The following is a 14068-nucleotide window of genomic DNA, read 5'->3' as shown; positions in this document are numbered from 1 at the left end:
GAAGATTACTTACGGAACACCAGCGCGCGAGCGGAGCGGCCGTGCAGCGACACTGATTCGGCAGGCGCCTGTCGAGTGTGCGCGGATAAAGGAAAAGCCACGGATCGCTCCGTGGCTTTTTCCTTTCACATGCAGGCGGCCGTGTCACGGCCGCGTATCGCACGGCTTACGCGATGGTCTTCGACCAGTTTGCGTACCAGTTGCGGAACAGCGTGTACTGCGCTTCCGCGTAGTTGCGTTGCGCGTCGCTCAGTGCATCGGTTTCGTTGAAGTGCAGCGTGTATTCCTTGTCGCCGTTCAGCACCATCAGATGCTTGTAGAACAGCACGAGGTCGCACCCTTCGTCGAACGACGACAGCACGGCCAGCGCCGCTTCCAGTTCCTTCGCACGCACGCGCGCCACGGCATCGCCTTGCGCGGCCTTCTTGCACAGGTCGACCAGTTGCAGCACTTCGCGCGGCAGCGCGTTGCCGATGCCGGTGATCGCGCCCGCCGCGCCGCAATTCACGAAGCCGTGGAACACCTGCGTGTCGACGCCGGCCATCAGCGTCACGCTGTCGTCCTGCGACGTGATGTTTTCGGCTGCATAGCGCATGTCGGCGGCGCCGCCGAATTCCTTGAAGCCGATCAGGTTCGGGTGCTGGCGACGCAGTTCGAAGAACAGGTCGGCGCGGGTCGCGAAGCCGTAGTACGGGCTGTTGTAGATCACGGCCGGCAGGTTCGGCGCTGCGTTCAGGATCGCGGCGAAGTGGGCCTTCTGTGCGGCCGGCGATGCGCCGCGCGACAGCACGCGCGGGATCACCATCAGGCCGTGCGCGCCGACCTTCGCGGCATGCGCGGCGTGCGACACGGCTTCCTTCGAGTTCACCGCGCCGGTGCCGACGATCGTCGGCACGCCGGCTTCGACCAGGCGCGCGACGCCTTCCTGGCGCTGCGCTTCGGTCAGCAGCGGCCAGTCGCCCATCGAGCCGCAGTACACCACCGCGCGCATGCCGAGTGCCACCAGCTCCTTGCCCTTCTTTACCAGCGCGTCGAAATCCGGCTGACGATCAGCGGTGCACGGAGTCATCAGGGCCGGAATGGTGCCGGTAAAAATGTTGTCGCTCATCTCGTTTCCTCACATTCAGATAGGGTCAATTGCCAGTGCTGGCAACCTGGGCCGTACGCGCGCTCGCCGTCTCGTCGGTGCTTCACGTCACCCGGACGGCGGCTGGCCGCCTCTTGTTTGCCTCGGTGCCGAAACGTTGCCTCCGGTTTCGACCGAGAGTCAGCCATCGACGAGTGCCATTCTAGTCAGTCCGGATATTTTATACAATATAAAATAAAAAGGGCGTGACGCGGAGCGTTGTTTCGAGGAGTGGGAAGGGTGGAGAACCGCGTTCTGGCGGCCTTCGGCGGGGACGGCGGGTGCACTCGACAAAGCTAGTCGACGCCGCGTTCCGGCTCGCCTGATGGCCTTGGCAGCCCGACTGAGGCTCCGCAAGCTTATCCCCGCCGCACTTTCCTTCGACCAAAAACATCCGTCTCGCAGGCTTCCATCCCGGTCGGCGTACCCCCCGCCCGCCGTGTCGCATTTCTGCCGAAAGCATTTTTGAGATTGCATGGATTGGGTATTGGATATTGTATAAAATCTTTCGGCGCGCTTACTCGCGAACCGCCCCGTCAAGGGAAATGGAAGACAACGAGAGGAGATACGGAGATGACAAGTCAGGTTGGCGAGGCAGTCTCGCCCGGTAGTGCGGCAGCCGTGCAGGACACGGCGTCGAAACGGGAATTGAAGCGGGTCGTCGCGGCGTCGATGGTTGGGTCGGTGGCGGAGTGGTACGAGTTCTTCCTGTATGGAACGGCGTCGGCGCTGGTGTTCGGCACGCACTTCTTCAAGAAGACGGGCAACCCGATCGACGGCCTGCTCGCCGCGTTCGCGCTGTATGCGGTGGGGTTCGCCGCGCGGCCGATCGGCGGGCTGGTGTTCGGTTACTACGGCGACAAGTTCGGCCGCAAGTACCTGCTGCAGGTCAGCCTGATCGTGGTCGGCATCACGACCTTCCTGATGGGCTGCCTGCCGACCTTCGATGCGATCGGCTATTGGGCGCCGGTGCTGCTGGTGTCGCTGCGGCTGATCCAGGGCTTCGCGTTCGGCGGCGAGTGGGGCGGCGCGATCCTGCTGGTCAGCGAACACAGTCCCGACAACCGCCGCGGCTACTGGGCCAGCCGGCCGCAAGCCGGCGTGCCGGCCGGCAATCTCGTCGCGACCATCATCCTGCTGGTGCTGTCGAGTTCGCTGTCCGAGGCCGACTTTCTGTCGTGGGGCTGGCGCGCGGCGTTCTGGTTCTCGGCGGTGGTCGTGCTGATCGGCTTCTGGATTCGCCGCAAGGTCGACGATGCGCCGATCTTCAAGGAAGCGCAGGCGCGCCGCGCGCAGAAGCAGGAAAAGCAGCTTGGCGTGGTCCACGTGCTGAAGTATCACTGGCGGCAGGTGCTGATCGGTATCGGCGCGCGGTTCGCCGAGAACATCCTGTACTACATGGTCGTCACGTTTTCGCTGACCTACCTGAAGCTGGTGGTCGGGGCCGACACCACGCGGATCCTGAAGCTGATGTTCGCGGCCAACGCGATCCACTTCTTCTTCATTCCGCTGATGGGGCTGCTATCGGACTTCGTCGGCCGCAAGCCCGTGTACCTGACGGGCGCGGTGCTGACCGCCGGCTGGGGCTTCGTCGCGTTTCCGATGATGGATACCGGCAACGACTGGATCATCATGGCCGCGATCGTGCTCGGTCTGTTCATCGAATCGATGACGTACTCGCCGTATTCGGCGCTGATGACCGAGATGTTCCCGACCAACGTGCGCTATACCGCGCTGTCGCTGTGCTACCAGGTCGCGCCGCTGATGGCCGGCTCGCTCGCACCGCTGATCGGGCTGTCGCTGCTCGAACGCTATCACTCGTCGACGCCGATCGCGCTGTACCTGGTCGCCGCGGCCGTGATTTCGATCGTGTGCGTGGGTGTCGCGAAGGAAACGCGCGGCAAGTCGCTGCGCGATGTGGATGCGGAGGCGAGCCGGCGCACGCATGTGTGACGCGGGGGTGACGCGGGCGTGATCGCTGATGGGAAGCCACCCGGGAGGGTGGCTTTTTTGTGGGGTATCGCCGGTTGGGGCGCGGGGAGGAATGGCGGCGTTCGTCATTCATCCATTCACCGTCACCCTCCGCTGGTTCGGCCGACCGAACCGGTTCGCGATGTACGGGTTGCCCTCACGCAAGAACCTCACCAGTTGCGGCAACAATGCAGGGCGAGGGTGTACTTCATCGGGACATTGATCCGGCGGCTGCGCGTCTGCGAACGGAAATTCGCGAAAGACCGACGCTCTTCATAGGATGCTCGGCGCTCATTTCGTCGAACCGAGAACACTGGACCGGATTACCTTTCGGGATCAGCGCACCTTTGGACACTCACCAGCGCCAGCGCCTCGAATATAGCGGGCGTGCGTTCCAGGCGGGCAATCGTCCGCGCGCCTTCGAGCGCGGCTACCAATGCAGCGGCGGTGGAGGAAGCGCGCGGGGGAGCGAAACCGCACGCTCTAAAGTGCTCCGCAATAATTTCGGTCGACTCAACAAATCCGCGCGCTACCCGTTGGGTGAGCTCGGCGTCGAGCGCGGGCAGCTCATTCGCCAGATTCTGCATCAGACATCCATACTGGAAATCAGAAGCGACCATTTCAGCCGCGAATGTCCTGAAAATCTGATGAACAAAATTCAGGGCGTCACCCGTCGTACTCGCCGAGATGTCTCGCAATACAGCGATTCGATCCGCAATGTAACTATCGATTGCTTCTTCTGCGAGTTGCGCCTTGCCGCGCGGAAAGTGGAAGTAGAACGATCCTTTAGGCGCACCGCTTTCTTCAAGGATCTGGGTCAATCCCGTCGCAGTGTAGCCCTGGATGCGAAACAGTCGTTGGGCCGTGGCAATCGCGCGAGCGCGGGCGTCAGTCTTACGTGGCATGCCGAGAACATAGCACGTTTCACTTGATGGTTCTATGGCGATTGGCATACTATGGTGATCACCATATACGGAGCCCCGGTGATGCCTCCCGACCCAATCGCAAGTCAAGAAGGTTCGCTCAGTTGTGCGCAGCCTGCCGAGATCGCGGCACGAATAACCGAAACCCGCCGGCCGAATCGTTCGTCGCGTGCGTCTTCGCTGACGCTGGAGGCAGCGCTCGCACGGGGACGGGGCGTTCCATCATGAGCCGTCCACTTCGCTTCCGGCCGTCGGCGTCCAGACGAGCCTTCCTGGCGATGGGCGCGGTCAGCCTGTTTGTCCCCTTGATTCGACCTGTCCACGCAACCCCGATAGGAGGAGTTGACTTGTCCACATCAACATATGGCAATGGAACGCTTCCGAAGAGGGTCCGCTCGCGCATGATCCACGGGGTCAACGGCCTCGATGTCCATATTCTCGAGGCCGGTTACGAAAACCCCGGCCGGCCGCTCGCACTGCTTCTGCACGGTTTTCCCGACTTGGCTTACGGATGGCGACACCTGATCCCGATTCTCGCCGACGCCGGCTACCACGTCGTGGCGCCCGACCAGCGGGGTTTTGGCCGCACCACCGGTTGGCTGAACGACTATGACGCACCGCTGGCACCCTTCAGCCTTTTGAATATGACGCGTGACGCTCTCGGATTGGTTTTGGCGTTGGGGTATCGGCGTACGGCAATGCTCGTCGGGCACGACCTCGGCTCGCCCGTCGCGGCCTATTGTGCGCTAGCCCGACCTGACGTCTTTCCCTCGGTGGTGCTGATGAGCGCACCGTTCCCCGGTCCGCCGACGCTTCCGTTCAACATTGCGGAAAGCGAGATATCGTCGGTTCAACCGAACACTGGCAATCAAAAGTTGGCGGCCGCGCTGGCGGCGCTCGACCCGCCGAGAAAGTATTACCAGCAATACCTGAGCACACGTGAGGCGAATCATGACATGTGGCAACCCCCACAAGGCTTACACGCGTTTCTTCGTGCATTTTTCTACGTCAAGAGCGCCGACTGGCCGGGCAACAAGCCGCATCCGTTGAAGGCGCCAACCGCCGCCGAACTTGCGCAAATGCCCACCTATTACGTCATGGAACTCGGCAAGACGATGCCCGAGACCGTCGCTCCATTCCAACCTTCCTCCGCCGAGGTCCTGGCCGGCAAATGGCTCACCGAGCCGGAACTTGGGGTGTACACGGAAGAGTACGGCCGCACGGGGTTTCAAGGCGCCCTGCAGGCTTATCGTGTCCTTTCCGATCCTGGCCTGAACGCCGAGTTGCGCCTGTTTTCGGGCAAGACGATCGATGTCCCGTCGCTCTTCATTGGCGGCAAGAGCGATTGGGGCACGTATTCGGCGCCGGGCGCGCTCGACCTGATGAGGACGAAGGCGACGACGAGAATGGCGGGAATCGAGCTGATCGACGGCGCTGGTCACTGGATCCAACAGGAGCAGCCGGGTCGGCTCGGCGAACGCCTGCTCGCCTTCGCCAAGGAGGTGGGTGGGGCGGATCACACGCGCAGTTAAGTTGAGGAATGGCTATCGTTGCTCGTGCAAATATCGCCCGGCTTCCAGACCACCGTCCCGTCCGTCACGCTTTAGTGAAGCGTCTCGGGTTGGATGGTTCCAGCTCTATCATTAGCCTCTGGCTCCTCCGCCCTCGATCGGGGAGTAACGCTTGCTCCTCGACGTTGAACGACGTCTCGGTGCTGGATGCACTTAACGACTGAAAGACGTCCCTACGCCGGACACCTACTTCGCGTCGGCCCCGAAGGAAAGATCGGTGCAGCTTTACACCACCAAACCGGCGTTCGTTGATGCCTGCGACCTGACCGGTGTGGCGCTATGCGTGTCGCTGGTGCTTTGAGATGCGACTGACGACGAGGTCGCGTGTGCTTAGCGCGCGCCGACGCGCTCGTTCTTGCCCATCAGCTCAACAACGAAGTCAAGAAAAGCCCGCGTCTTTGCCGGCAGGTGATGCCGGGACGGGTAGTACGCGTATAGCGGAAATCGCTCGTCTGCCCATTCGGGAAACAGATTGATCAATTGGCCGCTCGCGATCAGGGGCTCGGCACCGAGCAGCAACATCTGCGCAATTCCGGAACCGGCGAGGCATGCGTTGAGCAGGGCGCCCGGATCGTTGACCGTGAGGCGTCCCCGCGTGTCCACCACAATGCGTTTTCGCCGGCGATGGAATTCCCACGCGAACGGCTTGCCTGTCTCCGGGTTGCGAAATTCAATGCATCGGTGGCTTCGGCTTTCCAGGTCCTCGGGTTTTGTCGGTCGTCCCCAGCGAGCGATATACGCGGGCGACGCGACCGTAACAATGCCGGTATCGAGCAACTTTCTTGCGATCAGCGTAGAGGCTCGGGGCTCGCCGAATCGCACGGCGATGTCGAAGCCATCCATGACGAGGTCGCCAAGACTGTCTCGCGCGATGAGCTCGATTTCGAGTTCCGGGTGCGCGTCCATGAACGCATCGAGTTGCGGCCCAAGAATGGTCCGGTAGACGACAGGATCCAGATTGACTCTCAGCTTTCCACGCACAGCGGAGGCGCTACCTGCCGCGGCCGCGGCTGCTTCCTCCAGCCCGGCGAGATGGGGCATGACCTGCTCGTAAAAGCGGCGGCCCTCTTCAGTGAGCGAGACGGAGCGTGTCGTTCGGTTGAAGAGCCGGATGTTCAGCTTTTTTTCCAGCCGCGCAATCGCGCGACTGACGCCCGGCGGCGTCATTCCGATGACTTCCGATGCGGCCGCGAACGTCCCCATGTCCACCACGGCGGCGAACACGCTGATGCTGCCGGACAGCTTCTCGTTACTGGATCTCATGATTGCTCGAGTGAATACGGGCGGTGGATCACGACCGACCAACTTGCAGGCCCACGCGCCAAAGCTGCACCGTGCAGCAACGCAGGATAACGCCGTTGATCATGCCGCATTGATGACTCGTTGTCACTTATCTGATGCCATCCATGTCATTTTGTTTCGGTCTGCGTTTGTCCAGAATGCGTGTCACCGAGACACCCGATGTATCCACACATGGAGAACGAGCAATGTATGCAATAACAGGAATCACCGGCCAGGTCGGCGGCGTACTGGCCCGCGAGCTGTTGGCCACGGGGCAGCCGGTGCGCGCGGTCGTGCGCGATGCGACGCGGGCAGGATCATGGGCAGAGCGAGGTTGCGAGATCACGACGGCGTTCATGGAAGACGCTTCGTCGCTCGCCGCCGCGTTCGAGGGCGCCACCGGCGTTTTCATCCTGCCGCCATCGGAGTTCGATCCGGCGCCCGGGTTTCCCGAAGCGCGGAAGGTGATCGAGGCTGTATCCGCAGCGCTCCTGAAGGCGCGGCCCGAAAAAGTCGTTTGCCTGTCGACGATCGGCGCACAGGCCGACGAGGTCAATCTGCTCACGCAACGCACGCTGATGGAGCAGGCACTGCGCGAGATGCCGATGCCGGTGACGTTCCTGCGGCCTGGCTGGTTCATGGAAAACGCCGCATGGGATGTCGCGTCCGCGCGCGACGATGGCGTCATTGCCAGTTACCTGCAGCCGCTCGACAAGCCCGTGCCGATGGTCGCTACCGCGGACGTAGGCCGCGTTGCGGCCGAACTGCTCCAGCAGACGTGGCGCGGTGTGCGTGTGATCGAGCTCGAGGGCCCGCGCCGGGTGAGCCCCAATGATCTCGCACTGGCCTTCGCGCGCGTGCTGGGTGCGCAGGTACGCGCGGAAGTTGTCGAGAGACAGACGTGGGACGCGCTGTTCCACGGGCAGGGCATGAAGCATCCTATGCCCCGGATGCGCATGCTGGACGGCTTCAACGAAGGCTGGATCGATTTCGAAAGTAATCCTGATGGAATCGTGCGTGGTCGCGTCGAACTGGAGACGGTTCTACGAGAGCTAGTGTCGCGTGCGATGTGACCGGAGCCTCGATCCGTCGGATTGGCCGATCGCCATGTCTTGTACGGAGCGATCGGCAACTTGGAACTATACTGGGGCAACCTGGAGGGTTCCATGACTGATCACGACAGACTGCATCCGCTACGTCCGTTCCTGAAAAATTGGGTTTGGGAGCATGGCCGAATCGGGACTCGCTATCTGGACTGCGTCGACTGCGAAATCAAGTTTGATGAAGGCAAGAAGTCGCATTTCGCAGCGGAAAAATATATCTACGTGCCCCTTGGCAATGGCGCTGACGACGATGCGTCTGTGGAGGGGCCCGCAATTCAGGAGGCCGGCCTTGCCCGGTTTTTGCGGGCTGCGCAGTTGGGTAAGCCGGAAGAAGCCGGTTCTGTAGCGGAGGTGCAGCGCGCAGTGCAGGACTGCGTCGAGATTGGCCTGTTCAGTGCGTACCAAGGGGAGGCTCGCGACGCATTTGCCCGATACGCGCAGGAACCCATGTTCGACGACGAAATCCGCGCGGCGGTTGTCGACGACATCCGGCGTGTTTATGTCGGCATGCGCGAGCAACTTGGGCTGTACGATTTTAGTGTGCTATACGGCTTGCCCCAGCCACTGCTTATCGGCGACGCGCCCTTTATTGACTGGCGCGTATCCGCGAGTCCGGCACTTCCGTTCGTGTCGCTTCCGCTGGGACCTTACTGCCTGCTGGTCGGCGCGCCATCGGGCAGGAAAAGCCGCATCGGCCCGGTGGTCTGGAAGGCCGCTGCCACGATGGGCCCGTTGAAAGACCACAACCGCCGGATCAAGGAGCAGGCGCGTCTGTGGCTGGTGGCGACTACGGATGATCAACTCGTTGCTGTGCAAAGTCGCATGGCTGCGGCTAGAGGGGCCGGGGAAGGGGAAGGGAAGCCCTGAGTGATGTATACGGTGATCAATCTATCGGAGCCGGCGGCGCTCGAAGCAGCATCGGTATTGAAGAAAATGGTGTGAGGGCACAGTTCGTCGTCTCCCTTCCTTTGCCGCGCAATTTTGATCTCGACGAGTTGCGGCAGTTTCTTATGGAGACGGCAAACGTCGCCAGACGCATCTCGAACACCTTTGTTGTCGCGGCAGAACGGGAGCTTGAAAGCGATATCGACAGAAAGGTCGACGATGGACTACCAAAGGTCCTTGCAGAGGATTGGACATGCGAGCGGATTGTTGTCCCAAGGCATCTGATTTCGGTGCCTCTCAGATGTTTCGCAACGTTGGTCGAGTCGGATCAAGCCATTCTGCTTAAGCGAACGTCAATGCCATGAATCGATGGGGGACTTCGCTGTCAGTTCATTCAAAAACTGTTTACTTTTTCTTGAAATGAGAAAGCGACTTCCATCGATTGACGCGTCAGTTCAGAGTCACAACGGGAACAAGACGCGAGCACCTGATCGAAAGCAAATGGAATCGGCGCGTCCGTTATCCGAGGATTTGATTGTCTCGTACGAGCGGCTTACCTCCATATGGCTATAGCCATGGTCGAGCACCAGACTGGCTGCTTGCTGTTTGAACTCCGGGGGAAAACGGACGTCCGTGCTTGTTCGTCAGACACCGCTTCATGGCGACCATTCTCGCCAAAATCAGTGTCCGAATTCATTCGACCACTACACATCTGATAAATCCATCTACGATTCGGCCCAGCGGGCCGGCCTTATTGTGCGAGGCTCGGCGAATGGTGATGTCGGCACCTGGATCTTCTACGACACCGCTAGCCAGACCCTCACGCTCGACCGCTCTAGGTCCGGCAACATCCGATTCTCGAACGCGTTCAGCAAGCAGCACATTGTCTATATGCCGTTGGAGAACGGGAAGTTGCGCCTTACTGGTCGACCGGAATTCAGTGGAAGTGTTTACGGGCGACGGCCGTACCGTCATCACCGACCTCATCTTTCCGGCACCCGACGACAATCGCGTTTCGGTCTTCGCCGACAACGGCGAGGCGACGTTCAGCGATATGACGATTACCCGTCTCGCTGATCCACGCGGTGCAAAGCAATAGTGCCATGCGTTGGATCGAAAGCTGGGCCCGCCAGAACGCATCGCATCTACAGCAAGGACTTGCCTGGTTCTCCCGGACGTGCCGCGTTGAGAACGCCAAGTGTATCGCTGCCGTCAAGGCATGCAGGATGGTCCGTCACGCCGAACGGCGCGCGACTTTGAACTATGTATGTAGTTCCACGGATGCCGGCTGTAGGGCCAATCCCATCGGGCATCGGCCTGACACAATCAAGCGGTTGACACCTTCAATTGCGTGCTCTTGACTAGACTCGCATTTCGTAAAAATTACGGTGTGCTACCAGCTATTACTCAGGAGAGAAATGATGATGAGTAGCTGTTTTCCGCAGAGCCGGCTGCTCCGCCCCCACCTGCTCGCGAGCGCAGTTTCTGCCGTCGTGATGATGATCGCCACGACACCAGCTCAGGCGCAATTCCCAGCCCCGACACCTCACTCCCAACAGGCATTCGATCCGGCTGCCAGCTTTACCTCCCGATGGACAAGGGCGGATGCCCGGCAGATCAAGGCCATGTCCCTTCCCACTACAGTCGGCGGGAACTCGCTGCCCCCGGCCCTCACCATGCCGAACATCCGCGCGGACTTCCCTGACACCAATGCCGACTTCTGGGTATGGGACACCTGGCCGCTCGCGGACCTGCACGCAGTGCAACTCAGCTACAAGGGCTGGGACGTGATTTTCTCGCTGACCGCCGATCGCCACGGCGGCTATTCGTTCGATGACCGGCACGTGCATGCGCGCATTGGATTCTTTTATCGCAAGACGGGCATTCCCGCGTCACAGCGGCCCGCGAACGGCGGATGGATCTTCGGCGGCCATCTGTTCCCGGATGGCTCGAGCATCAGGGTTTTCAGCCCCACCGTGCCGATCACGCAAAACGCTGAATGGTCCGGCTCTGCCAGGCTCACCAGCGGCGCCAACGTGAGTCTCTACTACACGGCGCTGGCGTTCAACAAAACGTCCCCGAACGGCCCGGACATCACCCCGCCGGTCGCGATCATTGCGCGCGCGGACGGCCATATCCACGCGGACGCCACGCATGTGTGGTTCGACGGTTTCAATGATCACCAGGCGCTGCTGCAACCCGACGGTGTCCTGTATCAGAATGGTGCGCAAAATAATTTCTACAACTTCCGTGACCCGTACGTGTTCCTCGATCCGGCTCATCCGGGCGACACGTACATGGTGTTCGAGGGCAACACCGCCGGCCCGCGTGGGGCGCCCACGTGCACTGCCGACGACCTTGGCTATGTATCCGGCGACCCGTTCGCCGAGACTGTCGCAGCTGTGAATGCTTCCAGTGCGGTACTGCAGAAAGCGAACGTTGGCCTCGCGATCGCGACGAATCCTCAGCTCACTGCATGGAAGTTTCTTCCACCGATTCTTTCCGCGAACTGCGTGGACGACCAGACCGAGCGGCCGCAGATCTATCTGAGCAACGGCAAATACTATCTGTTCACGATCACCCACCGCTCGACCTATGCGACTGGCGTCGACGGGCCGGATGGCGTGATGGGTTTCGTCGGCAACGGGATCCGCAGCGATTTCCTGCCGATGAACAAGGGCAGCGGCCTGGTGCTCGGCAACCCGACCGACCTCACTCAACCTATCGGCTTTCCGTTTGCGCTGGATCCAAACCAGAATCCACGTACATTCCAATCGTATTCGCACTATGTGATGCCGGGCGGCCTGGTCGAATCCTTTATCGACGCAATCGGTCCGCGGCGCGGTGGGTCGCTCGCGCCGACCGTGAAGATCAACATTGGCCTCACGACGTCGGCGGTTGATCTGACCTATGGCACTGGCGGTCTGGGCGGCTACGGTGATATCTCTGCCAACCAGCCGGCTCTCGGCCGGGGCGGTGCGAACAATGGAAAGGGAGGCGGCAACGCGCCGTAAGCTGCGCCTGATTGTTACAGGGTAAGTTTCGCGGAGAGCGGCATACCCGTATGCTACCCGTCTCGATCCGGGTGCGGCCACGAGGCCGCACCTTACTTGCTTTGCGACTGCAAATGCCGGTGCGCATCGCGCGAAAAGTCCGGGTGTGCCGGCCATCTGCAATACGAGCATTCCTGCATGATCAATCCGGCGGTCATTTTCCAACGCCGGGCACGTTACGATCAGACCGTCTTCAAACTCGAACTGTTGCGCCGCGTGTTCACAAACAGCGGGTGCCGGTAAGGTCCAGTTGTTGATATTGCCTATCGGCGTGTCAAAGTGCGGGCCGAAGGGCAAACAGCCCCGGCGTGAAACACACATGAAACCGGGGCTGTCGGGTACGTCAATGCAGTTGTCGCTTTAGATCGGAAAGTTCCGAATGCATCGTACTGACTGCATTCATGATCTTGGCATCAAGACTGCCGGCCTGTTGGCAAGCACGCTCTGCACGATCACCGATTCGTTCGAGATCGTCGACGCATTGCCGAATACGATCTTCATCGTTGGACGCCATGAGCTTCTTCGCCGATTTGCATTCCTTGTCCAACTCATCCACCCAGTTGATCAGGTCCTTTGGAATCGTCCTGTCGGCGTGACAGGTACGTGATGCCTCGCTCACGGTTTGCTGCAGATGGGTAAAGCGCTTTTGGATTTCACTGGTTTGCAACATGATGAACTCCTCCTTGAACGTCGGTTCCAGATGAGCTCAGGCAGCAGATAACTCCGGCGTCGCCCGTGGTATCGCCAGTCGCTCGCTTCGATCGGCCGGCGGCAACACTGCATTGCATCGAAGCTGCAACTGCAACCGAGCCCGCGGAACGTGTAAGTTCTAGTGTAGGCCACTCCCGCAGGGAGTAGTAATCCGGGCAGGCCGCCAAGATGCGACATCGACGGATACTCCGTGCACCGCCGCCGGCGCAGGCTGATTGCTCGAGGCAATATCTCCTGTGCGCTCGCGCCCTGTGAGCTGCAAGGAGCTGCAAAGGCTCCTTACCCCGAATACGCATGGCCTTGGATGCCGGACTCGTCGTCCCATCGGTAAGCGATCGATAAAAGACAGAAACCGGCCAATTTCAGCCGTTCGACACGGACGCTCGGATCGTTGACAATCGATGGCCAACCCCGCCGGCAGGCCTACCAACCGCACGTGGCGACCATCCGCGTCGGGCCATTTCGTTCTCTGACATCACGCTCCGCCGCCCAATACGGCCGCCGGAAGCCGCTCACGTTCAAACCGGAACGGCTGGAGCGCAACGTGGGGCGGACAGTGACCGCACCCTACGCGTTGGTCTCTCCCGTCACCAGGTCCTGAACGTCTCTCGGCCGAAGGATTTTCTCAACCAGGCGTGCCGACATCTCGCGGCTCAACAGTCTCTGCAAATTGGCAAGCAGCCGGTTCCGGGTTCCAACAATCCGATGGCTCCGATTGCGATCCAGCGCCCACAAGGCATCCTGCACCACACTCGCGACAGGCATCGGCGTGCCGACGGCCGCCTCCTGCGCGCCAACGACATCGAAAAAGGCGGTTTGCGTCGCCCCGGGACATAAGGCGACGACCCGGATGCCGCGATGCCGGTTCTCAGCCCAAACGGCTTCTGAAAATGACAACAGAAAGGCCTTGGTTGCGCCGTAGACGGCCATATAAGGATCGGGCTGGAATGCGGCTGTCGACGCGACGTTGATGACCACGCCAGCGGAACGCGCCTGCATCCCCGGCAGCAGAAGATGAGTCAGCTCGATTGCGGCCATGCAGTTCACCAGCACTTCGTCGCGTTGGCGCGTCCACGGAATCGTTTCGAAGCGCCCGTAAGCCGCAAAGCCCGCATTATTGACGAGTACATCGATGACTTTGCCGGTCACCTTCAGGTGGCAATCGATCGTGTGTACGGCATCAGTTGTGCTCAGGTCGGCCGTCAGGAAATCGGCGTCGCACGCATAGTCGCGTCGCAGTTCCGCGGCCAGATCGCGCAGCTTGTCGCGAGAACGTGCGACCAGCAGAAGTCTCGCACCACGTTTGGCCAATGCATAGGCAAACGCGCGCCCGATACCCGACGATGCACCCGTGACAAGTGCTGTTTTTCCGTGAAAATCGAAACGATCTCTCATAGCCCGCGGATGGAGTGGAAGGTGACTTGGACTGTAAACCGTTGACTAC

The 14068-nt window shown here is 60.8% G+C and carries 10 protein-coding genes and 1 pseudogene; 6 read left to right on the top strand and 5 right to left on the bottom strand.

What is annotated here, in order from left to right:
* Nucleotides 1-166 precede the first annotated feature (166 nt).
* Nucleotides 167-1108 (bottom strand): dihydrodipicolinate synthase family protein, encoded by a 942-nt coding sequence (locus ABIC50_RS12525; protein ID WP_012372215.1) that lies wholly within the window; start codon nt 1106-1108, stop codon nt 167-169.
* A 591-nt stretch (nt 1109-1699) separates the two neighbouring features.
* Between ABIC50_RS12525 and abaF the strand changes: the two genes are divergently transcribed.
* Entirely contained in the window at nt 1700-3079 is a 1380-nt protein-coding gene (gene abaF / locus ABIC50_RS12520) for a fosfomycin efflux MFS transporter AbaF (RefSeq protein ID WP_354164116.1), read from the top strand.
* 341 nt (nt 3080-3420) lie between these two features.
* Here the strand turns inward: abaF and ABIC50_RS12515 are convergent, their stop codons facing one another.
* Complete coding sequence (locus ABIC50_RS12515; protein ID WP_354164114.1) at nt 3421-4002, bottom strand: TetR/AcrR family transcriptional regulator; 582 nt, start codon at nt 4000-4002, stop codon at nt 3421-3423.
* 419 nt (nt 4003-4421) lie between these two features.
* On the opposite strand from ABIC50_RS12515, the gene ABIC50_RS12510 reads away from it, so the two are divergent.
* A complete protein-coding gene (locus tag ABIC50_RS12510; RefSeq protein WP_354164490.1) occupies nt 4422-5552 on the top strand; it encodes an alpha/beta fold hydrolase in 1131 nt (376 codons plus the stop codon).
* A 369-nt stretch (nt 5553-5921) separates the two neighbouring features.
* Here ABIC50_RS12510 and ABIC50_RS12505 read toward each other — a convergent pair whose 3' ends face one another.
* A complete protein-coding gene (locus tag ABIC50_RS12505; RefSeq protein ID WP_354164112.1) occupies nt 5922-6854 on the bottom strand; it encodes a LysR family transcriptional regulator in 933 nt (310 codons plus the stop codon).
* 224 nt (nt 6855-7078) lie between these two features.
* Between ABIC50_RS12505 and ABIC50_RS12500 the strand changes: the two genes are divergently transcribed.
* From ABIC50_RS12500 to ABIC50_RS12485, 4 genes and pseudogenes are all read left to right on the top strand, one after another.
* Nucleotides 7079-7945, top strand: a complete 867-nt coding sequence (locus tag ABIC50_RS12500) for an NmrA family NAD(P)-binding protein (protein ID WP_354164110.1) — start codon at nt 7079-7081, stop codon at nt 7943-7945.
* A 93-nt stretch (nt 7946-8038) separates the two neighbouring features.
* The gene (locus tag ABIC50_RS12495) at nt 8039-8842 is read left to right on the top strand and encodes a hypothetical protein (protein ID WP_354164109.1); all 804 of its coding nucleotides are present in this window, start codon (nt 8039-8041) and stop codon (nt 8840-8842) included.
* A 750-nt stretch (nt 8843-9592) separates the two neighbouring features.
* A pseudogene (locus ABIC50_RS12490) lies at nt 9593-9959 on the top strand (glycoside hydrolase family 32 C-terminal domain-containing protein); the annotation flags it as partial.
* Nucleotides 9960-10278: 319 nt separating this feature from the next.
* On the top strand, nt 10279-11874 hold the full coding sequence (locus ABIC50_RS12485) for a glycoside hydrolase family 68 protein (protein WP_411162247.1): 1596 nt from the start codon (nt 10279-10281) through the stop codon (nt 11872-11874).
* Nucleotides 11875-12256: 382 nt separating this feature from the next.
* Here the strand turns inward: ABIC50_RS12485 and ABIC50_RS12480 are convergent, their stop codons facing one another.
* Nucleotides 12257-12583, bottom strand: a complete 327-nt coding sequence (locus tag ABIC50_RS12480) for a hypothetical protein (RefSeq protein ID WP_082089716.1) — start codon at nt 12581-12583, stop codon at nt 12257-12259.
* Nucleotides 12584-13191: 608 nt separating this feature from the next.
* Complete coding sequence (locus tag ABIC50_RS12475) at nt 13192-14019, bottom strand: SDR family NAD(P)-dependent oxidoreductase (RefSeq protein ID WP_354164108.1); 828 nt, start codon at nt 14017-14019, stop codon at nt 13192-13194.
* Nucleotides 14020-14068: the final 49 nt, after the last annotated feature.

The sequence above is a fragment of the Burkholderia sp. 567 genome, from assembly GCF_040545115.1.
GTDB classification, from domain to species: Bacteria; Pseudomonadota; Gammaproteobacteria; order Burkholderiales; family Burkholderiaceae; genus Burkholderia; species Burkholderia ambifaria.
Note: the sequence above shows the minus strand (reverse complement) of the source record. Positions and strands in the feature narration are given on the sequence as shown.